Annotated in this window: 16 protein-coding genes and 2 tRNA genes; 9 read left to right on the top strand and 9 right to left on the bottom strand. The window is 73.9% G+C overall.

Features of this window, described 5'->3' with window-relative positions:
• The first annotated feature begins 6 nt into the window (after window positions 1-6).
• Both GA0070623_RS09930 and GA0070623_RS09925 read left to right on the top strand, forming a co-directional pair.
• Window positions 7-708: an ACT domain-containing protein gene (locus tag GA0070623_RS09930; RefSeq protein ID WP_067310857.1), complete on the top strand. Its 702-nt coding sequence runs from the start codon at window positions 7-9 to the stop codon at window positions 706-708.
• Window positions 709-798: 90 nt separating this feature from the next.
• Window positions 799-1,923 (top strand): GNAT family N-acetyltransferase, encoded by a 1,125-nt coding sequence (locus tag GA0070623_RS09925; RefSeq protein WP_067310861.1) that lies wholly within the window; start codon window positions 799-801, stop codon window positions 1,921-1,923.
• 247 nt (window positions 1,924-2,170) lie between these two features.
• Here GA0070623_RS09925 and GA0070623_RS09920 read toward each other — a convergent pair whose 3' ends face one another.
• Window positions 2,171-2,575, bottom strand: coding sequence for a VOC family protein (locus tag GA0070623_RS09920; protein ID WP_067310865.1), 405 nt, complete (start codon window positions 2,573-2,575; stop codon window positions 2,171-2,173).
• A gap of 342 nt (window positions 2,576-2,917) precedes the next feature.
• Between GA0070623_RS09920 and GA0070623_RS09915 the strand changes: the two genes are divergently transcribed.
• Window positions 2,918-5,890: a glycoside hydrolase family 9 protein gene (locus tag GA0070623_RS09915; RefSeq protein ID WP_067310868.1), complete on the top strand. Its 2,973-nt coding sequence runs from the start codon at window positions 2,918-2,920 to the stop codon at window positions 5,888-5,890.
• Window positions 5,891-6,098: 208 nt separating this feature from the next.
• Complete coding sequence (locus GA0070623_RS09910; protein ID WP_089004296.1) at window positions 6,099-8,564, top strand: non-reducing end alpha-L-arabinofuranosidase family hydrolase; 2,466 nt, start codon at window positions 6,099-6,101, stop codon at window positions 8,562-8,564.
• A gap of 69 nt (window positions 8,565-8,633) precedes the next feature.
• On the opposite strand, the gene GA0070623_RS09905 is transcribed toward GA0070623_RS09910, so the two are convergent.
• From GA0070623_RS09905 to bioB, 3 genes are read right to left on the bottom strand one after another with little or no spacing between them, the layout of a single operon-like run.
• The gene (locus GA0070623_RS09905; RefSeq protein ID WP_067314975.1) at window positions 8,634-9,140 is read right to left on the bottom strand and encodes a GNAT family N-acetyltransferase; all 507 of its coding nucleotides are present in this window, start codon (window positions 9,138-9,140) and stop codon (window positions 8,634-8,636) included.
• A gap of 4 nt (window positions 9,141-9,144) precedes the next feature.
• Complete coding sequence (gene bsaP / locus GA0070623_RS09900) at window positions 9,145-9,381, bottom strand: biotin synthase auxiliary protein BsaP (RefSeq protein WP_067314977.1); 237 nt, start codon at window positions 9,379-9,381, stop codon at window positions 9,145-9,147.
• Between the two features lie 16 nt (window positions 9,382-9,397).
• Window positions 9,398-10,393, bottom strand: a complete 996-nt coding sequence (gene bioB, locus GA0070623_RS09895) for a biotin synthase BioB (protein WP_067314980.1) — start codon at window positions 10,391-10,393, stop codon at window positions 9,398-9,400.
• Between the two features lie 407 nt (window positions 10,394-10,800).
• Between bioB and GA0070623_RS09890 the strand changes: the two genes are divergently transcribed.
• Both GA0070623_RS09890 and bioD read left to right on the top strand, forming a co-directional pair.
• Complete coding sequence (locus GA0070623_RS09890) at window positions 10,801-11,955, top strand: 8-amino-7-oxononanoate synthase (protein WP_067314984.1); 1,155 nt, start codon at window positions 10,801-10,803, stop codon at window positions 11,953-11,955.
• 61 nt (window positions 11,956-12,016) lie between these two features.
• The gene (gene bioD / locus GA0070623_RS09885; protein WP_067314986.1) at window positions 12,017-12,721 is read left to right on the top strand and encodes a dethiobiotin synthase; all 705 of its coding nucleotides are present in this window, start codon (window positions 12,017-12,019) and stop codon (window positions 12,719-12,721) included.
• A 29-nt stretch (window positions 12,722-12,750) separates the two neighbouring features.
• Here the strand turns inward: bioD and GA0070623_RS09880 are convergent, their stop codons facing one another.
• The 3 genes from GA0070623_RS09880 to GA0070623_RS09870 form a co-directional block, all read right to left on the bottom strand.
• Window positions 12,751-14,247, bottom strand: coding sequence for a SulP family inorganic anion transporter (locus tag GA0070623_RS09880; RefSeq protein ID WP_172898386.1), 1,497 nt, complete (start codon window positions 14,245-14,247; stop codon window positions 12,751-12,753).
• A gap of 535 nt (window positions 14,248-14,782) precedes the next feature.
• Window positions 14,783-15,955, bottom strand: coding sequence for a cytochrome P450 (locus GA0070623_RS09875; protein WP_067315136.1), 1,173 nt, complete (start codon window positions 15,953-15,955; stop codon window positions 14,783-14,785).
• Between the two features lie 9 nt (window positions 15,956-15,964).
• Window positions 15,965-16,633: a class I SAM-dependent methyltransferase gene (locus tag GA0070623_RS09870; protein ID WP_067315134.1), complete on the bottom strand. Its 669-nt coding sequence runs from the start codon at window positions 16,631-16,633 to the stop codon at window positions 15,965-15,967.
• A 186-nt stretch (window positions 16,634-16,819) separates the two neighbouring features.
• Here GA0070623_RS09870 and GA0070623_RS09865 point away from each other — a divergent pair, with 186 nt between their 5' ends.
• The gene (locus GA0070623_RS09865) at window positions 16,820-17,692 is read left to right on the top strand and encodes a hypothetical protein (RefSeq protein ID WP_231932740.1); all 873 of its coding nucleotides are present in this window, start codon (window positions 16,820-16,822) and stop codon (window positions 17,690-17,692) included.
• Between the two features lie 49 nt (window positions 17,693-17,741).
• Here the strand turns inward: GA0070623_RS09865 and GA0070623_RS09860 are convergent, their stop codons facing one another.
• Entirely contained in the window at window positions 17,742-20,672 is a 2,931-nt protein-coding gene (locus GA0070623_RS09860; RefSeq protein ID WP_084261624.1) for a M36 family metallopeptidase, read from the bottom strand.
• A gap of 119 nt (window positions 20,673-20,791) precedes the next feature.
• Window positions 20,792-21,391, bottom strand: a complete 600-nt coding sequence (locus tag GA0070623_RS09855) for a TetR/AcrR family transcriptional regulator (protein ID WP_067315129.1) — start codon at window positions 21,389-21,391, stop codon at window positions 20,792-20,794.
• 290 nt (window positions 21,392-21,681) lie between these two features.
• Between GA0070623_RS09855 and GA0070623_RS09850 the strand changes: the two genes are divergently transcribed.
• Window positions 21,682-21,754, top strand: a tRNA-Gly gene (locus GA0070623_RS09850).
• A gap of 36 nt (window positions 21,755-21,790) precedes the next feature.
• Window positions 21,791-21,861, top strand: a tRNA-Cys gene (locus GA0070623_RS09845).

Raw genomic sequence — 21,861 nt, 5'->3', positions numbered from 1 at the left:
ACAGACATGTTGCTGAGAGTTCGGGTGACCCTGCCGGACCGACCCGGGACACTCGGCCAGGTGGCCCGCACGCTCGGCGTCTCCGGTGCCGACATCGTCCAGGTCGTGGTGCTGGAACGGCTCGGTGGCCGGGCGGTCGACGACTTCACCGTGGTGTGGCCGGGTGCCGCCCGGGTGGAGGGCCTGCTCGCCGGGCTCGCCGCCATCCCCGGGGTGCGCGTCGACGGGGTCTGGCGGGCGATCGGCGCCCCGACCACCACGGGCCAGGACGCCGAGCTGCTCGCCCAGGTGGCGGCGAACCCCACCGACGGGGTGGCCACCCTGGTCGACGCGGTTCCCGGGCTGCTCGCCGCGGACTGGGCGGTGGCCGCCGTGGTACCGGTGGACTGGGCCTCGCGGGCCGGCGGCGGGACGGCGACCGTCGGGCACGCCAGCTGGCGTGCCCCCGAGCCGCCCCGGCTGCCCGAGGTGACCCCGCTGCGGGCCCGCACCCTGACCATGGCCGACGGCACGCACTACGCGATCGCGCCGTTCGGCCGGGCCGGGCTGGTGCTGGTGGTCGCCCGGGACCACACCGAGCCGCTGACCGCCGCCGGGTTCCACGCCACCGAGGTGGACCGGCTCGCCCAGCTGGTCCGGGCCAGCGCGGTGATCCTCGGCGACCGGCTCGACCTGGTCGGCCCGCGTTCGGTGACCACCGTCACCTGACCTGGGCGAACGGTTCCCGGTGCGACACCGCCGGGCAACGCCACGGCAACAGGCGCCGGGCAGGGTTCACCGGTAGGGAAGGGAGTGGACATGGCGCTGTGGCGGATCCGGGCGACCGTGGACGACCGGCCGGGTTACCTGTCGGTCCTCACGGCCAGCCTCGCGTTGCGGGGGGTCAACATCCTCACCGTGCAGGTGCACACCACCGAGGTCGGCGCGGTGGACGACTTCCTCGTCGACGCGCCGGACGCGCTCGGCGAGGCGGATCTGGTCGCCGCCGTCGAGCGGGGTCGGGGCCGGGACTGCTGGGTGGCGCGCAGCGAGGCGCGCGGCCTGGTCGACCAGCCGACCCGGGCGCTCGGGCTGGCCACCCGGCTGGTGCGGGATCCGGAGCAGGCCGGGGAGGTGCTCCGCACCACGCTCGGGCTGGACGAGGTGACCTGGCGGCCGACGCCCGCCGTCGCGCACGACGCGGTCGGCACCACGACCATGCTGCTGACCGACCCGGCCGGTGGCTCGTACGAGCTGCGCCGGCAGGCACCGAGCTTCACCCCGGCGGAGTACGCCCGGGCGCAGGCGCTGGTGGAGCTGGCGGCGGCGGTGACCCGGCGGGAGGCCGACCGGGTGACCCTGGTGCTGCCCGACGGGGCGGAGCTGGCCATCCGGCCGGCGACCGCCGACGATCTGGCCGGCGTGGTGGAGCTGCACGAGGGCTGCTCGGCGCACAGCCGGCAACGGCGGTACCTGAGCGGGGCGGCGCTGCCCTCGCCGAGCCGGCTGCGCCGGCTGCTCGCACCGACCCGGGGGCTGACCCTGGTGGCCACGACGACCGGCTCCGGCGGGGCGGCGGAGTCGGTCGTCGCGCTGGCCAACCTGCTCGCCGAGGGTGACGAGGCGGAGGTGGCGCTGCTGGTCCGGGACGACTGGCAACGGCGTGGCCTGGGCACCGCGCTGCTGCGCCGGCTGTTGGCCCACGCCGAGCGGGCCGGGTACGCGGCGCTGGTCCTGCACACCCAGGCGGACAACACGCCGATGGTCCGGACGGTGGCCCGGCTGGGTCGGCCCGCGCCGGTCGAGCGGGACGGCACGCTGCTCACCGTGACCGTTCCCCTGGTCGCCCGCGCCGACAAGGGTCCGGTCGCCGACGCGTCCCCACGGGCCGGTGCGACGGTGGGCGGCCCCCGGCGGACCGACCCCGGCGGTGGGGTGCGCTGACCTCCGCCGAGATCTGAAGACGACCCGTACGGCACCGGGCGGGGGCATTCCATCCGGTGCACGGCCGAACTCCGATGCGGAGGACGGTGCACAGGCAGGGCCCCCGGTGCGGGGGCCCTGCCCATGTGCGGGGCCACCCCGGCGAGTGGCCGGCGGGCCGGGCCGGCGGGTTGCCTCGGCGAGTGACCGGCGTGCCGGCTCGGCCAGCGGCCCGGCGGGTGGCCGGTGTGCCGGGTCGGGGCGGTGATCAGCCGAAGAGGGTGCCCGCCCGGCGGTGCCCGGAGACGCAGAACCGGTTCCCCTCGGTGTCGGTGAGGACGACGTACGGCAGCTGGCCGGGCTCCGGTTCGGCCGGGTAGTACGGCCAGTCGACCCGACCGGCACCCAGGCCGATCAGCCGGTCGACCTCCTCGTCGAGGTCCCGGTCACCCGCATCCAGGTCGAGGTGGGTGCGGGGGAACTCGGACACCGGACTCTCGCTGACGTCCATGGCGAGCGCCACCCCGGCGGTGCCGGGCGGTGGCTCCACCACGATCCACTCGTCTCCCGGGTAGCGGGGTGGACGACGGACGTAGCCCAGCGCGGCGGCCCAGAACCGGCCGGCGCGGCGGTCGTCGGCCACCCCCAACGACACCTGTTCGATCATCGACATCGACCCAGGTTAGTCCGCGTGACCGCGCGGTGGCCGGACGACCGGGGGTGCCGGACCGACCCGGGTTGGTCCGGGTGACCCGCCCGGTGACCGGGTGCGACGGGCGCTCCGGGTGCGGGACCGGGTCGCGGTGGCCCGAGCGTCCGCCGGGTTTCGTCGTGCCCGGCCCCTTCACAAACCCGTGACACAGTGATTACATTGGCGCACGTCCATGGGAGCGCTCCCGCGACTCCTTCGGCCCCCACCACCACCCGCCTCCGGCGGCCCCACCAACCGCGACGCCCCGTCCCCGCGTCCGGTGGGGCCGCCGGAGGCACCCCCCTATCGACAGGAGTTCCGCCCATGCAGCACCCGAACCGGCCCGGCCGGTCGGGCGGGGGCCGGCCCCGGCTCCGCCGCCTGCTCGCCGCCGGTGCCGCCCTGACCAGCGGTCTGGCCCTCGCCATCAGCACGCTCCCGTCCCTCGCGGGGGCTGCGCCGGCCACGGCCGACCGCGCCGACGTCGCGGGCACCGGCATGTTCAACTACCCCGAGGCGTTGCAGAAGTCGCTGCTGTTCTACGAGGCGCAGCAGTCCGGCAAGAAGCCGTCCTGGAACCGGGTCTCCTGGCGGGGTGACTCCGCGCTCACCGACGGCGCCGACGTCGGCGTGGACCTCACCGGTGGCTGGTACGACGCCGGTGACCACGTGAAGTTCGGCTTCCCGATGGCGTTCAGCGCCACCATGCTCGCCTGGGGCGCGGTCGAGTACCGCGACGGGTACGTCGCCGCCGGCCAGCTCACCCCGCTGCTGAACAACCTGCGCTTCGTCAACGACTACTTCATCAAGGCGCACCCGTCGGCGAACGTGCTCTACGGGCAGGTGGGCAAGGGCGACGACGACCACAAGTGGTGGGGTCCGGCCGAGGTGCTGCCGATGGCGCGGCCCGCGTACAAGATCGATGCGAGCTGTGGCGGCGCGGACCTGGCGGGGGAGACGGCGGCGGCGATGGCCGCGTCGTCGATGGTGTTCCGGCCCACCGACGCCGCCTACGCCGACAAGCTGCTCACCCATGCCAAGCAGCTCTACACGTTCGCCGACACGGTGCGTAAGAGCTACCACGAGTGCATCACCGACGCGACCAGCTTCTACAAGTCGTGGAGCGGGTACCAGGACGAGCTGGTCTGGGGCGCGATCTGGCTGTACCGGGCCACCGGCGATGCGGCCTACCTGGCCAAGGCCGAGAGCGAGTACGACAAGCTCGGCACCGAGCCGCAGTCCACCACCCGGTCCTACAAGTGGACGATCGCCTGGGACAACAAGCAGTTCGGGGCGTACGTGCTGCTGGCCAACCTGACCGGCAAGCAGAAGTACGTCGACGACGCCAACCGGTGGCTCGACTACTGGACGGTCGGCGTCAACGGCCAGAAGGTGCCCTACTCGCCGGGCGGGATGGCCGTCCTCGACTCCTGGGGCGCGCTGCGGTACGCCGCCAACACCAGCTTCGCCGCGCTGGTCTACAGCGACAAGACCACCGACGCCACCCGCAAGGCCCGGTTCCACGACTTCGCCGTCCGGCAGGTCAACTACGCGCTCGGTGACAACCCGCGCAAGTCCAGCTACATGATCGGGTTCGGCGCCAACGCGCCGAAGAACCCGCACCACCGCACCGCCCACGGCTCCTGGTGGGACAGCCAGACGGTGCCGGTGGAGACCCGGCACGTGCTCTACGGCGCACTGGTCGGCGGCCCGTCGGCGGCCAACGACGCCTACACCGACAGCCGGTCGGACTACGTGATGAACGAGGTGGCCACCGACTACAACGCCGGCTTCACCTCCGCGCTGGCCCGGCTCTCCCAGGAGTACGGCGGCACCCCGCTCGCCAATTTCCCCACCGCGGAGACCCCGGACATCCCCGAGCTGACCGTGGAGACCACGGTGATGCAGGCCGAGCCCCGGGCGACCGGGCTCAAGGCGGTCGTCTACAACAAGTCGGCGTTCCCGGCGCGGGCGCTGACCAACGGGAAGTTCCGCTACTACTTCCGGCCCGAGGGCAGCACCGCCGTGCAGGTCACCTCCGGCTACACCCAGGGGTGCCCGTCGCCGTCGACCGCCAGGCAGCTCTCCGGCGACATCTGGTACGTCGAGGTGGACTGCACCGGCTACACGATCGCCCCGGCCGGGCAGTCGCAGCACCGGATGGAGGTGCAGTTCAAGATCGGCGTACCGGAGGGCGGCACCTGGGATCCGACAAACGACCCGTCGTACCAGGCCACCGCCGGCCCGAACCCGAAGGTGCCGCTGTACGCCGGGACCACCCGGGTCTGGGGTGACGAGCCGACCTCGACGCCGACCGACACCACCCCGCCCACCGTCCCCGGCACCCCGGTCGCCTCCGCGATCACGCCCACCGGCCTGACGTTGACCTGGCCCGCGTCCACCGACACCGGTGGCAGCGGCGTGGCCGGCTACGACGTCGCCATGGAGCCGGTCGGCAGCGACGTGCGCTCCTCCTTCCGCACCACCACCAACAGCCTGACCCTGACCACGCTCTCGCCGGCCAGCAACTACCGGTTCTCGGTGCTGGCCCGCGACGGCGCCGGCAACAGCTCGTTGTGGTCGTCGGCGCTCGCGGTGGCCACCCCGGCCGGCACCGGCTCGGACACCACCGGGCCGACGCCGCCCGGCACCCCGACCGCGTCGAACATCGGCGCGAACGGGGTCACGCTGAGCTGGACCGCGTCCACCGACAACGTCGGGGTCGCCGGCTACCGGGTCTACAAGACCTCCTGGCCGGCGCACCTCGTCGTCGCCACGGGCGCCGGCACCACCCAGCAGGTGACCGGGTTGACGCCGGACACGTCGTACGGGTTCTACGTGGTGGCGGTGGACGCCGCCGGCAACCCGTCCACCCCGTCGAAGACCGTCACCGTGCAGACCCTGCCGGGCACCTCGACGCCGACCCCGACGCCGACCTCCACCCCGACGCCCACCCCCACCCCGACCCTGCCCGCCTCGTCGTGCAAGGTCGGTTACACCACCAGTGACTGGACCAGCGGCTTCACCGCGAGCATCAGCATCACCAACACCGGCACGACCGCGCTCACCGGTTGGAGTCTGGCCTTCACCTTCCCGACCAGCGGTCAGAAGGTCGGCCAGGGGTGGTCGGCGACGTTCGCCCAGACGGGGGCGGCGGTGACCGCGACCAGCATGAGCTACAACGGGGCGCTCGCCCCCGGCGCGTCCACCAGCATCGGGTTCAACGGCACCCACACCGGCAGCAACCCGAAGCCGACGAGCTTCACCCTCAACGGGGCCGCCTGCACGGTCTCCTGACCATCCACGTGACGTGGCCGGCACCCCACCCTGGGTGACCGGCCACGTCGCGTCGGGCCGTGCCGACCAAAAATGTTCCGAAACTTTTCCGAAACATCTTTGTTCAGGCCGGTGTCTGATGGAAACATCGACGGCACTAGATTTAACGACCCAGACGTCCGGCCGTCCCGTCCCGACGGTCCGGGTGTTGGCCAGCAAGGAGGCCACGATGGCAACAAGCCCGTCCGTCCACCACGGCGGCAGCCGGCGACGGCGACCACCCGCCGTCCGGGCGCTGCTCGCCGGCGCGGTCAGCGTCGTGACGGTGGCAGCCGTCGCGGTGATGATGCCGTCGGCGAACGCCGCCGCGACCACGCTGGGCGCCGCCGCCGCGCAGTCGGGCCGGTACTTCGGCACGGCCATCGCTGCCGGCCGGCTCGGCGACTCGACGTACAGCACGATCGCCGGCCGCGAGTTCAACATGATCACGGCCGAGAACGAGATGAAGCCGGAGGCGACCCAGCCCCAGCGGGGTCAGTTCAACTTCAACTCCGCTGACCAGATCTACAACTGGGCGACCCAGCGCGGCCTGAAGGTCCGGGGGCACACCCTGGCCTGGCACGCGCAACAGCCCGGCTGGATGCAGAGCCTGAGCGGCAGCAACCTGCGCCAGGCGATGATCGACCACATCAACGGCGTGATGGGCCACTACAAGGGCAAGCTCGCCGCGTGGGACGTGGTCAACGAGGCGTTCAACGAGGACGGCAGCCGCCGGTCGTCGAACCTCCAGGGCACCGGCAACGACTGGATCGAGGTGGCGTTCCGCACCGCGCGGGCCGCCGACCCGTCGGTGAAGCTCTGCTACAACGACTACAACATCGAGAACTGGTCGTACGGCAAGACGCAGGGCGTCTACCGCATGATCCAGGACTTCAAGTCCCGGGGCGTGCCGATCGACTGCGTCGGCCTGCAGACCCACTTCACCGGCGGCAGCTCGCTGCCGAGCAACTTCCAGACCACGCTGTCCAGCTTCGCCGCCCTCGGCGTGGACGTGGCGCTGACCGAGGTCGACGTCACGAACTCCTCGACCACCCAGTACGCGGGGCTGACCCAGGCCTGCCTGAACGTGCCGCGCTGCATCGGCATCACCGTGTGGGGCGTCCGCGACAGCGACTCCTGGCGCTCGAACGAGAGCCCGCTGCTGTTCGACGGCGGCGGCAACAAGAAGGCCGCGTACAACTCGGTCCTCAACGCGCTCAACGCGGCCCCGCCGACCTCCGGGCCGACCACCGGCCCGCCCACCACGCCCCCGCCCACCACGACCCCGCCGCCGAGCGGCGGTGCCGGACGGATCGTCGGCGTGGCGTCGAACCGGTGCATCGACGTGCCGAACTCCACCCAGACCAACGGCACCCGGGTGCAGCTCTACGACTGCAACGGCCAGTCCAACCAGCAGTGGACGTACACCAGCGGCAAGCAGCTGCGGGTCTACGGCACCAAGTGCCTGGACGCGAACGGCGCGGGTACCGCCAACGGCACCGGAATCATCATCTGGGACTGCAACAGCGGGGCGAACCAGCAGTGGAACGTCAACGCCAACGGCACCATCACCGGCGTGCAGTCCGGCCGCTGCCTGGACGTCTGGGGCACCGGCAACGGCCAGCAGGTCCAGCTGTACGACTGCCACGGGCAGACCAACCAGCAGTGGCGCACCGACTTCGGGGGCAGCACCCCGCCGCCGACCACCACCCCGCCGCCCACCACCACGCCGCCCCCGGGTGGCGGCTGCGCGCTCCCGTCGACCTACCGGTGGTCGTCGACCGGCGCGCTGACCAACCCGAAGAACGGCTGGGTCTCGCTCAAGGACTTCACCAACGTCGTCTACAACGGCAAGCACCTGGTCTACGGCTCGTACGTCAACAGCAGCGGCCAGTACAGCTCGATGAACTTCGGCACCTTCACCAACTGGTCCGACATGGCCTCGGCCAGCCAGAACGGGATGAGCCAGGGCACCGTGGCGCCCACCCTGTTCTACTTCGCCCCGAAGAACATCTGGGTGCTGGCGTACCAGTGGGGACCGACCTCGTTCAGCTACAAGACGTCGAGCGACCCGACCAACGCCAACGGCTGGTCCTCGGCGCAGACGCTGTCCACCGCCACCCTGCCGGACGCCCCGTACGGGGTGATCGACCAGACCCTCATCGGCGACGACCAGAACATGTACCTGTTCTTCGCCGGGGACAACGGCAAGATCTACCGGTCGAGCATGCCGATCGGGAACTTCCCGGGCAGCTTCGGGTCGAGCTACACGACGATCATGACCGACTCGACCAACAACCTGTTCGAGGGCGTCGAGGTCTACAAGGTGCAGGGCCAGAACCAGTACCTGATGATCGTCGAGGCGATCGGAAGCCAGGGGCAACGCTACTTCCGCTCGTTCACCTCCAGCAGCCTGGGCGGCTCGTGGACCCCGCAGGCCACCAGCGAGAGCAACCCCTTCGCCGGCAAGGCCAACAGCGGCGCCACGTGGACCAACGACATCAGCCACGGTGACCTGGTCCGCACCAACCCCGACCAGACCAAGACCATCGACGCCTGCAACCTGCAACTGCTCTACCAGGGCAAGGACCCGAACGCGAACACCGACTACAACCTGCTGCCGTGGCGGCCGGGGGTCCTGACCCTCCAGCGCTAGGCGCACCTCCGCACGCGCAACGACCGGGGCGTGTCCGGCACCTGCGGGTGCCGGACACGCCCGTTCGGTTCAGTCGGGCAGGTCCTCCGCGAGCAGGTCCATCAGCAGCGCGTCGTGCCAGCGCCCGTCCGCGCCCCGCTCGTAGCGGCGCATGACGCCCACCGGCCGGAACCCCACCTTCGCGTACGCCCGGATCGCCGCCGTGTTCGCCGCCGCCGGGTCGACGGTGAACCGGTGGTGGCCGTACTCGTCGACCAGGTGCCGGACCAGGGTGCGGATCGCGTCCCCGCCCAGCCCGGTGCCGCGTACCGCCGGGTCGAGGAAGACGTCCAGGCTGACGTGGCGGTAGTCCGGGTCGGGCTCGGCGTACCACTGGATCGCCCCGACCAGCCGGCCGGCGTCCTCGACGGCGTAGACCACCAGTGTGTCGTCGGCCAGGTCGGCCCGCACCGACGCGGCCAGGTCGTCGTCGCCGCGCCACCAGCGGCGCACCTCCGGAGTGGCCCGGATCGCGGCCAGGGCGGGCACGTCCGCCTCCGTCACCGGCCGCAGCGTGACCGTCCGCCCCCGCAGCACGCCGTCAGCCCCGGATCTCGCCGTGCTCGACGCAGACCGCCGACCAGCCGACCGGCAGCACCTGCACCTTCATCCGCCGTCGGCAGCGCCCGCAGTAGCGGGGCGGCTCCAGCACCCGGGCCGTCGCGCACCCCGGGTGCGGGCCCGCCGTGGCGTCCGCACCACAGCGGTCGCACCAGGTCGCGGCCGACGTCAGTACGGCGGACTCCGCCGCACGGCCGTTGGCGGTCGGGTCACCCACGTCGGTCATCGTCGCCTCACAGGGTGGCGGAGAGCGCCTTGACAGGCATCTTCAGTTCGTCGAGCAGCTTGAGGTCGGCGGTCGCCGGCCGACCCAGCGTGGTCAGGTAGTTGCCGACGATCACCGCGTTGATTCCGCCGAGCAGGCCGTCCCGGGTGCCCAGGTCACCGAGGGTGATCTCCCGGCCGCCCGCGTACCGCAGGATGGTGCGCGGCATGGCCAGCCGGAACGCGGCGATGGCCCGCAGCGCGTCGCGGCCCTCCACCACCGGGCGGTCACCGAGCGGGGTGCCCGGACGCGGGTTGAGGAAGTTCAGCGGCACCTCGTGCGGGTCGAGCTCGGCGAGCTGGGCGGCGAACTCGGCGCGCTGCTCGACCGTCTCGCCGAGGCCGAGGATGCCCCCGCAGCAGACCTCCATGCCCGATTCGCGGACCATCCGCAGGGTCTCCCAGCGCTCCTCCCAGGAGTGCGTGGTGACCACGTTCGGGAAGTACGAGCGGCAGGTCTCCAGGTTGTGGTTGTAGCGGTGCACACCCATCTCGACCAGGTCGTCGACCTGCTCCTGGCTGAGCATCCCGAGCGACGCGGCGACCTGGATGTCGACCGCCGCCCGGATCGCGGCGACCCCCTCGCGCATCTGCTTCATCAGCCGGTCGTCCGGGCCGCGCACGGCGGCCACGATGCAGAACTCGCTCGCCCCGGTCGCCGCCGTCTGCTTCGCCGCCTCGACCAGCGACGGGATGTCCAGCCAGACCGACCGGACCGGCGAGGTGAACAGGCCGGACTGCGAGCAGAAGTGGCAATCCTCCGGGCAGCCCCCGGTCTTGAGCGAGACGATCCCCTCGACCTCGACCTCCGGGCCGCACCACCGCATCCGCACCTCGTGGGCGAGCTGGAGGGCGGCGGAGACGTGCTCGTCGGGCAGGTTCAGCACGGCGAGGACACCGGCCTGGTCGAGGCCGACGCCGTCGCCCAGCACCTGGGTCCGGGCCTGGTCGAGGATCTCTGGCATGGCTCGTACCCTACAAGGCCGGTGCGGGCCGGGAAACGCCCGCGCATCCGGGCGGTGGCCCACCCCCGGCCCGGCCCGGCGGCGGCCTCCCGGCGGCGCCAGGTGGCGGCTCCGGCGGTGCCGGTGGCGGACTGCGGCGGTCCGGTCGCCGGCGCGGGTGGAGGTCCGCCGGCCGGTCCGGTCGCCGGCTCCGGGGCATCGGTGCGGCGAGCCCGCGCCACGCCGGTGCCCGCCCGGCGGGTGGTAATTTCGCCGGCGACGGCAACGTCGCCGCCCGCCGCCGACACGCGCCGGGCGGCCGTCGGCGGGCCGTCCGGTCGGTCGACGGTAGGCCCCGGCGGGCGCTCGGCCGACGGTGGCGCACCCGGCCGGGTGGGCGGCACGAGTGGTGGAGGGAGGCGATGACGGTGGCGGACTGGCTGGCGGCCCTGGACCGCCGCGCCGAGCTGCGGGCGAAGGCGGGGCTCACCCGTACCCTGCGCCCCCGCGCCGCCGGTGATCCGATGGTCGACCTGGCCGGCAACGACTACCTGGGCCTGGCCACCCACCCCGCGGTGGTGGCCGCCGCCGCCGGGGCACTCTCCGGCTACGGGCTGGGGGCCACCGGCTCCCGCCTGGTCCGCGGTTCCACCGACCCCCACCACGCGCTGGAGGACGAGCTGGCCGACTGGCTGGGCGTCGAACGGGCGCTGGTCTTCTCCTCGGGCTACCTGGCCAACCTGGCCGCCGTCCGGGGCCTGGTCTCCCCGCGTACCCTGCTCGTCTCCGACGCCCACAACCACGCCTCGCTGATCGACGGCTGCCGGATCTCCGGCGCGGAGACGGTGGTCACCGCGCACGCCGACGTCGACGCGGTGGCCGCCGCGCTCGCCGCCGCGCCGGGTCGCCCGGCGGTGGTGGTCACCGAGTCGGTCTTCTCCGTCGACGGCGATCTCGCCCCGCTGGCCCGGCTGCACGCCGTCGCCCGGCGGCACGGCGCGCTGCTACTGGTCGACGACGCGCACGGGCTCGGCGTCACCGGCCCGGCCGGTGCCGGCGCGGTGGCCGCCGCCGGGCTCGCCGGTGCGCCGGACGTGGTGGTCACCGCCACCCTGTCCAAGGCGCTCGGCGGTGCCGGTGGGGTGGTCGCCGCTCCCGCCGAGTTCGTCCGGCACCTGGTGGAGACCGGGCGGACCTTCATCTTCGACACCGCACCGCCGCCCGCGGTCGCCGCCGGGGTCCGGGCCGCCGTGGCACTGGCCCGGGCCGCCGACGACCTGCGCGCCGAGCTGGCCGACCGGGCCCGGTACGCGGTACGTCGCCTCAGCGCGGCCGGGCTGACCGTCTCCACCCCCGACGCCGCGGTGGTGTCGGTGACCGCCCCCGGCCCGGAGGCCGCCACCGCCTGGGCCGACGCCTGCCGGGGACGGGGGGTCGCGGTCGGCTGCTTCCGCCCGCCGTCCACCCCGGACCACCGCTCCCGGCTCCGGCTCACCCTCTCGGCCGGGGTGACCCGGGAGGCCTTCGCGCAGGCCCTGGAGACCATCGTGGAGTGTGCCCCGCAGCCGGAGGTGCTGCCGTGAGCGTGACCGGCGCCCCGCGCTCACCGGGTCGGGTGACCCCGTGAGCGGGTGGAAGGGCGCGGTGCTGGTCACCGGGACCGACACCGAGGTCGGCAAGACGGTGGTGACGGCGGCGATCACCGCCGCCGCGCAGGCCGCCGGGCTCCGGGTCGCGGTGGTCAAACCGGGCCAGACGGGTACGGCGACCGGTGATCCCGGCGACGTCGACGCGGTGACCCGCCTGGCCGCCCCGCTGACCGGCCGCACCCTGGCCAGCTACCCGGACCCGCTCGCCCCGCTCGCCGCGGCCCGGGTCGCCGGGCTGGAGCCGCTGGAGCTGTACACCGCCGTCGACGCGATCCGGGCCGAGGTCGACAAGCACGACCTGGTGCTCGTCGAGGGGGCCGGCGGGCTGCTGGTGCCGATGGGGCTGCGGCCGTCGGGGGAGGCGTGGACCGTCGCCGACCTGGCCGTGTCGCTGGGTGCGCCGGCGGTGGTGGTGGCCCGCGCCGGCCTCGGCACCCTCAACCACACCGCGCTGACCATGGAGGCGTTGGAACGTCGGGCGGTCCCCGCCGGGGTGGTGATCGGCGCCTGGCCGGCGGAGCCGCAGCTGGTGCACTGGGCGAACCTGACCGAGCTGGTGCCGAACCTGCTCGGCGCGTTGCCGACCGGTGCCGGGGCGATGGACCCGGGGGTCTTCCGCCGGTCCGCCCCGGGCTGGCTCACCCCCGACCTGCACGGGGTGCTCGACGACTGGCGGGCCTGGGCCGAGGACGCCGGCTGAGCGTTCCCCTGCCGCGTCGCTGGACGACCTCAGTCGGCGGCCGGTACCGGTCGCGGCCGGTCGTCCGGCGCCGGCCGGGGGGTGACCACCTGCACGCCGACGTCGGCGGTGCGGTTCTGTGTCTCGATCCAGGTGTCCAGGGCGGCCCGGCAGGCGTGGTCGACGTGCCGCAGGCCAGCCAGGTCCAGCCGTACCCTCCGGTCGTCGGGCAGCCCGTCGAGCGTGGTGAGAATGGTGGGCAACCGCAGGAAGGTGGCGTTCCCGCTGATCGCCACGTGCACCGGGTCGGCGTCGTCGTGGACGGTGACCCGCACGTGGGACGTCTCCCAGGCGGTCTTCGCCACCGCCAGCCCGAGGCCGACGAGGACGCCGGTGAACAGGTCGGTGCCGAGGATCGCGGCGGCGGTCACCACCAGCACCACCGCCTCCCCCCGGTGCTCCCGCCACAGCTCGGGCAGGACCCGCCACGGCAGCAGCTTGCACCCGGCGTGCACCAGCACGGCGGCGAGCGCCGGCATCGGGATCAGCCCGACCAGCCCGGGTACGGCGGCGACGAAGAGGAGCAGCCACACCCCGTGCAGCACCCGGGAGGCCTTCGTCCGCGCGCCGGCCCGCACGTTGGCGGAGCTGCGCACGATGACGGCGGTCATCGGCAACGCACCGAGCAGGCCGCAGACGGTGTTGCCGGTTCCCTGGGCGACGAGTTCCCGGTCGAAGTCGGTGCGCGGACCGTCGTGCATCCGGTCGATCGCCGCCGCGCTGAACAGACTCTCCGCCGAGGCGACCAGCGCGAACGTGACGATGGTGGCGAGCAGCCCCGGATCGGTGAGGGCCGTCCAGTGCCCGAACGACGGCTCGATCGCCGCGAGCAGCCCCGCCACCTCGATCCTGTCGACCGGCAGCCGTAGGATGGCGCTCACCCCGGCCGCGGCGACCACGGCGACCAACGCCCCGGGGACCAGGCCCGGCCGGCGCGGCATGCTGTCCCAGAGCAGCATGAGTACGAGCGTGGCCGCACCGACGGCGAGGGACACCCGTGCCGTACCGGAGCCGGTGACGGCACCGACCACGGCCGGCAGCCCGGTGAGGCCGGCGATCCCGGTCGGCGGCGTGTCCGCACCGGCCAGGACGTGGAGCTGGCCGGCGACCAGCAGCAGACCGATCCCGGTGAGCATGCCGTGCACCACGGCCACCGTGATGGCCCGGAACCACCGGCCGAGCCGCAGCAGGCCCAGCCCGATCTGGAGCAGACCGGCGACCAGCACGATGGTCCCGAGACCGGCCAGACCGTAGCGGTCCACCGCCTCGGCGACCAGCACGGTCAGCCCCGCCGCCGGCCCGCTGACCTGGAGACTGCTGCCCGGCATCAGCCCCACCACCAGCCCGCCGACCACCCCCGTGACCAGGCCGAGTTCGACCGGTACGCCGGAGGCGACGGCGATCCCGACGCAGAGCGGCAACGCCACGAGGAACACCACGAGCGACGCCGGCAGGTCGGCCCGAACCGCCGACCACCTCACCCCCACCCCCACGATCCACCCCCCGCCCAACTCGCCCCGCCCCGGCTCGCCCCGCCCCAACTCGCCCCGGCCCGGCTCGCCCCGGCCCGGCTCGCCCCGGCCCGGCTCGCCCCGGCCCGGCTCGCCCCGGCCCGGCTCGCCCCGGTGATCAAGAGGTTTAGGCCACTGTTGATCTTTGATCTGACTAAAACCTCTTGATCAACTCGGGAGGGCGGGGGCGGGGGCGGGGGCGGGGGCGGGGGCGGGGGTGGAGGGGGGAGGGAGGGGAGGGAGGGGAGGGAGGGGAGAGGGCTGGGGGAACGGGGGGTTGGGTTGGGGTGCACGCTGACCTCCCGGGTGGTGTGGCGCGGGGCGTCACGTCGGGTTCAACCCTCGGGGGTGAGCAGCGGTTACGCCTGTCCGGGCAGGTGGCGGGGCGATTGGCGAACATCGGCAGACCGGGGAGCAATCGACGGGACACCCGCCGTCGGGCGGGAAGACGGCCCGGGGGCTCAGGGCGGGTGCGGCGCACCACGAACGCGTCCGGAACGCGGGCCGGGGCTCAGGGCAGGCGGGTGCGGCGCACCACGAACGCGTCCGGCATCCGGAAGGTGAGGTTGTCCGGGCACCACGGCGCGCGGACCACCGTCACCTCGTCCAGCAGCGGTGCCGCCTCGGTGACCACCACCGCCGCCTCCAGCCGGGCCAACTGCGCGCCCACGCAGCGGTGCGCCCCCGCCCCGAAGGCCAGGTGCCGGCGCGACCCGCGCTGCCCGGGGCGGAACCCGGCCGGGTCGGCCACCAGCTCGGGGTCGCGGCCGGCGTGGGCCAGCCACAGCAGCGCCGAGCTGCCCGCCGGCACCGGTGTGCCGCCCAGCGTGGTGTCGGTGGCGGCCATCCGTCGCCAGGTGACGATCGGCGGTTCCAGCCGCAGGCCCTCCTCCACGACGTCGGCGACGGCGACGGTGCCGGCCCGCAACCCGGCGCGTACCGCGGGTTCGCCGGTGAGCCGGTGCAGCAGCAGGGTGAGGAACTGACTGGTGGTCTCCTGGCCGGCGACCAGCAGGAAGAACAGCGCCCCGACCACCACGTCCGGGGAGTGCCCGGCGGCGCGTAGCCGGGCGGCCAACCCGCCGCCGGCACCGGCGAACTCCCGCAGCACCGCGTGGAACCGGCCCACCTCGGCGGCCAGGGTCTGCTGGCGGTCGGCGTCCAGGGGTGCCCAGAACAGTTCCAGCGCGGCCCGGGCGAAGGACTTCACCGCGCTCACCGGGGCGTCCGGCAGTTCGACCAGCCGGGCCAGCGCCAGCAGCGGCAGGTCGGCGGCGAGCCGGGCGTGCAGGTCGACCGGTTCCCCACGGGCCAGGGCGGCGGTGATGCCGGCGGTCCGCTCCCGGACCAGCGCGGTCAGCCACGGCCGCTGGGCGGCCACCCGGGTCGGGTGCAGCGCCTCGGCGACGATCGAGCGGATCTCCGGATGGCTGGGGCCGGCGTTGTTCGCCAGCGTCGGCGGCAACCGGAACCGGTGCCCGGTGAGCACCCGCAACGCGGCCACCGGGATCGGGGTCACCGCGTCCAGGGCGTTGTCGGGCCGCCAGGTCACCGGGTCGGCGAGCACCTGCCGGACCAGCGCGTGCCGGGTCACCACCAGGTGGGCGCCGCCGACCCGGTCGACCACCGTGGCCACGTCCGGCCAGGGTTCGACGTCGGACGCCTCCCAGCTCCGGAACAGCACCCGGACACGCTAGCGGGCGGCCCCCGGCGGGGCGGGATCCAGCTCCCAGACCGTGGTGCGCTTCACCCGTACGCTCTCCAGCGCCACCGGCACCGGCACGTCGTAGGCGGCCAGCTCGCGGAAGCGTTCCCGGGGCAGGAACGCCCGGCCCGGGTCGCCGACCAGCACCCGGGCACCGGACCGGGCGGCCCGCAGCAGGAAACGCAGCACCCGCCGGGCCATCGCCTCGCTGTAGAAGACGTCCCCGGCGAGCAGCACCTCGGCGTCCCCGGCGTCGGCGTCGAGGACGTCGGCCAGCTCGGCGTCGACGCGTACCCCGTTGGCCTCGGCGTTGAGGGCGACGGCGGCGACGGCCCGCTCGTCGATCTCCACCGCCCGGACGGCCGCCGCGCCGGCCTTCGCGGCGGCGATGGCGACCAGGCCGGAGCCGGACGCGAGGTCGAGCACCCGGCGGCCGGCGACCACCTCCGGATGGTCGCTGACATAGCGGGCCAGCCCCTGCCCGCCGGCCCAGGCGAACGCCCAGAACGGCGGCGGCTGGGCGCTGCGGAACTCGCCCTCGGTCAGTTCCCACAGGCCGATCGGCTCGTCGGCCTGGTGCAACCGCACCTCGGGGACGAAGGCGACCGGGGTGAGCCGGGCGTGCAGCCGGACGAAGGCCGCGGAGAGTTCGGACACCCGCCCAGGATGTCAGTCGCCGGCCGGCACCCCCGCACCACCCGCAGACGGGTGCTTCCCCACACCGGTTCCCGGCGTGTCGTGGGGAGGGCGTGACCGGTTCACCACTGTCGGTGTTAACCCGCCCCGCACTTGCCGATCGGCGCGAACACGCCCGTCTACCGGCTTCCCCATCCTCCTCATAGCGTGGCGAGTGGACAAGACCGACGGGAGGACGAGGCGGTGGTGATGGTGTGGCGGAACGCGCTACGGGTCGGGGCGGTGCTGGCCTGCCTCACGGGGACAGGGCTCGCCGGGCCGGCACCGGCTTCGGCGGCGGACCGCTTCGCCACCGAGCTGAGTGGCCTGCCGGACGAGTTCACCGCCGGTGACCAGGTACGAACGGTCTCGGCGGTGGTGTCCCGCAAGGGCAACGGCGGGTGTGTGAAGGTCCGCTGGTCGATGGTGCTCTCGGTGCAGGGGCTGCGACTGGACCAGGTCAAGATGGACCGGGTGGAGGAGACCGGGTCGTTCCCGTTGGAGATCCGGACCGAGGGTGCGGTGGCCCGGCTGACCGACCGGCAGCTCGACCCGGGCACCCTCTGCCCGGACCGCACGGTGACCGCCACCTACCGGGTGGCCTTCGCCGAGGACGTCACCCGCGGCCGGATCACCATGGCCGCCGAGGCGTACGACCCGAACCTGCGGCTGCTCGCCCGACAGAGCGCCACCCGGCAGGTCGTCGGCACCGCGCCACCGCCCACCACGGCGGCACCCGAGCCGACCACCGCGTCGCCGGAGCCGACCGAGGAGGTGCTGGAGCCGACGGAGGAGGCCGAGCCGACCGAGGAGGCCCTCGCCGAGGTGCCGCCACCGGCCGCGGCGAACCGGTCGGCCAACCAGAGCGGCGGCTTCGGGGTGGTGCAGGCGGCCTTCCTGCTCGGCGGGCTGCTGCTCTTCCTCGGCGTCGGCCTGCTGATGCGGTTGCGGCAGCTCACCCGGACCGCGGCCGACGGGGTGGAGGGCGGCGACGACCGTCCGGTCCGTCGCCCGGTCCGCTGGACCACCGTCCGACGGTGATCGGGGGCCGCCGGGGCCGGGTGGCGCCACCACCCGGCCCCGGCGGGTTTCACTTCCCGAACACCTGGAACTCGGCGATCCGCACCTGGTCACGCGCCGGGCTGGCGGTCGCGCAGTCGGTCCGGGTCGCCGGGTCGTCGTCCTGCTCGCCGGCGTACGCCGGCCCGCCGGTGCACTGACTGGCCAGCACCTCCAGCCGGACGTGGGTGGCGACGGTGCTGGACACCCGGAACGACCGCAGGATGATGTCCCGGCTGTAGGCCCGGTACTTCCCGCCCGGGAACGCGTCGTCGGCGCTGGTGTAGATCCGGGTCCAGCGGGTCGGGTCGGCACAGTCCGTGGTGGTCGCGTTGCACGTGGACACCGCGAACGACCGCAGCGCGCTCAGCGCGTTCTGCGCACCGGGGTCGGCGTCCCCGGTGATCGCCGGGCGGAGCATCGCGCTGACGTTTACCCGTTGCACCGGCTGCGGCGTGCCGCCGGGCAGGGTCACGGTGACCTGCCTGCCGGCGACCCCGGTCAGCGACGCCCAGTTGGTGGCCTCGGTGTCGTCACCGATCCGGTCGAGGTTCACCCCGTCACCGGCGATCGTCGCCCCCGACGCGGTGGACGCCAGGTTGCGGCTGAGCCGCAGGTCGACGTACCCCTGCTGGCCCGCCTTGGCGACCACCTCGAGGCGCTGGTGGCCGAAGCCCGGGGCGACCGCCAGCACCTGGTACGTCCCGGCGACGGCCTCGAAGGTGGCCGGTAGCGGGGTGGCCGGGTCGGTGTCGGCGACCGGGGTGGCCCGCGCCTCGTAGTCGCCGACGTAGAGCCGGACCGGGGCGTCCGTGCTGTCGCCCCGGGTGCGCAGGGTCAGCGTGGCGTTGCCCCCGGCCGGGCTGGCGAAGCTGGGCGTCGGGTCGGTGTCGGCCGCGCCGACGGTGGCGGCGTCCCGGCCCATCCCGGAGCGGGCGAACTCGGCCCAGATCAGCTCCTGGTTGGCCCCGCCGAAGCGCAGCCGGTCGGCGGTGAGCAGGTTGTCCCGCATGTCGAGCATGCTGACCTGGCTGGCCGCCTGGAGCAGGAACGAGTCGAAGACCAGTTGCACCCAGCGCCGGTTGCCCGGGCAGTTCCCGGCGGCCACCCGGCCCTGGGCGCAGTCGAGCTGCCGCGTCGGGGTGCCCAGGCCGTACTTCTTGACCAGGGCGGCGCGGATCCGGAAGTTGGTCGCGCCCCAGATCTCCCCGTCGGCGTGCACCGCCGGGCCGCCGGTGTTGTAGCCGACGTCGGAGTAGTTGAGCGGGCTGCGGCTCAGGTCGTAGTTGCGGATGCCGCTGACCAGGTTGCCGGTGACGTAACCGCCGGTGACGAAGGGCGTCTCGCCGGGGGCGCGCAGCCCGTGCTCGTAGAGGTACTCGGCGGCGAGCAGGTCGCTCCACGACTCGCCCATCGCCCCGCCCTGGTGTCCGCCGATCCCGGTGTCCGGGCCGGCGATCATCCGGTTGGTGATCGCATGGGTGTACTCGTGGCCGATCACCGTCATGTCGTAGTCACCGTCCACGCACGGCGGGTACGGCCCACCGGCCTGCGGCTGCCACAGGTACATGTTGGTGCTCGGCGGCAGCCCGTCGCGCGGGGTGGACTGGTTGGCGTTGTTCCGGTTGCCGCTCAGCGCGCCCTGCTGGGCCCGCCCCTGCTCGGCGTCGGAGCCGAGGCCGGCGCCGCTGACGTTGACCGCCTGGAGGTTCCAGGTGGCCTCGGTGAAGCCGAGGTGCCAGGCCCAGTCGTGCATCCGGTTGTGCATGGCGAACAGGTTGGCGGTGGCGGCGTCGGCGTCGTTGCGCTGGGCGGAGGTGAACGCCGCCGGGTTGCAGCGGGACTGGTGCCACTGGTCGGTGAACGGGTACTCGTACCGCCGGTCCGGGCGGTCGGGGGCGTTGACCATGGGGCTGCCGGCCCCCCAGGAGACCACCGTGTTGGCGGAGTTGCCCCGGGTGGTGCCGGTGGGCGTCCCGGTGGCCAGGTCGACGTCCCAGGGCTGCCCGCTCGCCGGGTCGCGGAAGGCGGCGACGCAGTCGGGTGCGGGGCTGGCGCACCAGCGGACCCGGGGGTCCTCCCCGGGGGCGAGGTCCTGCGGCGGGGTGGCCGGGTAGACCGCCCAGCTCGGGTTGTCGGAGTCGAAGTCGACCAGGTCCTCGCGGACCAGCACCGCCCCGCTGATCCCGTCGACGTAGGTGGTGAAGGCGGCCGGATGGTCGCCGTCCCGGCCGATCAGGGTCACCTCGTACGCGGCCCGGTTGCCGTCGACCGGGGTGGGCACGGCGACCTGGCGCACCCGGTGGCTGGCCACCCCGGCGGCGTCCAGGCCGGCGTCGGCGAGGGCGGCGGCGTACGCCTGCTCGGCGGTGCGGGTGGCCGGGGCGGGGGCCGAGGAGTCGCGGGAGAGCGAGGAGCTGACCGAGAGCACGGTGCCGTCGGCGACCGCCACGGTCACCAGGCCGTCGTGGCCGGCGGGCAGATCCCCGAAGCGTTGCCGCAGGGTGACCACCGCTCCGTCGCCGATCCGCCGGACCAGCACCCGGTCCAGCGCGGTCACCGCGTCGGCGTCCAGCCCGAACAGGTCACGTTGCGTGGTGAGGTAGCGCCGGGCGGCGGCCTCCGGGTCGGCCGGCAGGCCGGTGGCGAGCCGGGCCGGGCCGAGCGCGTGCGGGGTGCCGAACCGGTTCCACCGCACCGGGACGTCGGCGGCCCGGGCCAGGCCGCGCTGGCGGGCGTCGGGGGTGACGGTGCCGGTGCGGTTGTCGACGTCGGCGGCCTGGTGGCGGTCGTCGGCGAACGAGCCGGAGCGGCCCGGGGCCGGGGTCGCGGTGCCGCCCGGTGCGGCCGTGGCGGTGCCCCCGCCGGGCAGCAGGGCGGCGACCACGGCGGTGGTCGCCAATACGGGAACGAGCCGGCGTCGCAGCCGGCTCGTTCGGGGTGTCCACTCCGGTCTGGGCACGAAACCTCCTTGTGGGAGCGGGTCCGGCGCGACGCCGGCCCGAGGCAGGCGTGGGTACGCATGCGAATACGTGACTACCAGGCCGGCCCGACGGAGGCAATGGCCTCGGGGTGCCCGACTCAGACGAGCTGGACCGGGTCGAGGCCCAGTTCCCGGGCGGTGACCAGCCGGATCCACTCACCGAACTGCCGACGGGAGATGACCCGCTGGTGGACGGCGAGCTGGACGGCGAGCCCGTCCATCACCGCGTTGATCCGCCAGGCGGCCCCGGCCGGGTCGGCGCAGTCGAAGGTCCCGTCGGCCACCCCGGCCGAGATGACCGCCGCCAGGTCCTGCCGCCAGCGCAGGTCGAGCCGGCGACAGACCTTCTCCAGTTCCGGGGTGCGCAGCGACTCGGCCCAGCCGTCGATCCACATCGTCCAGGGGCGGCCGGTGGGGGTGTAGAGGCGCAGGATGCGCCGGAGCTTGGTCAGCGGCGGGGTGGTGGCGCGGAGCACCGCGTCGAGCCGGGCCAGCTCCTGCTCGACGGCGTACGCGAAGGCCTGGGCGAGCAGCCGTTCCTTGGTGGCGAAGTGGTAGAAGACCAGTGCCTGGCTGACTCCGGCGGCGGCGGCCACGTCGGCGGTGCGGGTGTTGGCGAGTCCACGCTCGACGATCACGTCACACGCGGTGCGCAGCAGGGAATCCAGGCGGACATCGGCGGCGGCACGTCTCGTCACGCCGCTACGGTAACCTATCAACACGAGCACAGGGAGTTACCGAGCCGCCCGATCGGGCAGGTCGGAGTCGGAAGCCGGACAGCACGCTGTCGGCGCGTCGGGAGTGTCCCACCGCGACCGGGGCCGGCGGGCGCGGCCCGGGCTGGCGACCCAACCTCCTAGGATGCTCTACGGGTGGTGGTGGCGCACACCCGCGCGTCGGCCGGACGCGCCGTCGGGCGGCCCGAGTTGGCATCGGTCCGACCGCTCGGCTAGAGTTTCCATCCGTCACCGGGTGAGCCCGGGGGTACGCGGACGTAGCGCAGCTGGTAGCGCATCACCTTGCCAAGGTGAGGGTCGCGGGTTCGAATCCCGTCGTCCGCTCGGAGCTGCCGCCACGTATTCGACGGGGGCAACCTCGGTGGGGTGGCCGAGAGGCGAGGCAACGGCCTGCAAAGCCGTGTACGCGGGTTCAAATCCCGTCCCCACCT

The organism is Micromonospora rifamycinica, from assembly GCF_900090265.1.
Taxonomy (GTDB): domain Bacteria; phylum Actinomycetota; class Actinomycetes; order Mycobacteriales; family Micromonosporaceae; genus Micromonospora; species Micromonospora rifamycinica.
The sequence above is the reverse complement of the archived record's forward strand: the minus strand, read 5'-3'. Positions and strand labels throughout refer to the sequence as shown.

Bases quoted from the DNA above. Each gene is read 5' to 3' on its own strand.
- GA0070623_RS09930 (WP_067310857.1), top strand. From the start codon at position 7: ATGTTGCTGAGAGTTCGGGTGACCCTGCCGGACCGACCCGGGACACTC.
- GA0070623_RS09925 (WP_067310861.1), top strand. From the start codon at position 799: ATGGCGCTGTGGCGGATCCGGGCGACCGTGGACGACCGGCCGGGTTAC.
- GA0070623_RS09920 (WP_067310865.1), bottom strand. From the start codon at position 2,575: ATGTCGATGATCGAACAGGTGTCGTTGGGGGTGGCCGACGACCGCCGC.
- GA0070623_RS09915 (WP_067310868.1), top strand. From the start codon at position 2,918: ATGCAGCACCCGAACCGGCCCGGCCGGTCGGGCGGGGGCCGGCCCCGG.
- GA0070623_RS09910 (WP_089004296.1), top strand. From the start codon at position 6,099: ATGGCAACAAGCCCGTCCGTCCACCACGGCGGCAGCCGGCGACGGCGA.
- bioB (WP_067314980.1), bottom strand. From the start codon at position 10,393: ATGCCAGAGATCCTCGACCAGGCCCGGACCCAGGTGCTGGGCGACGGC.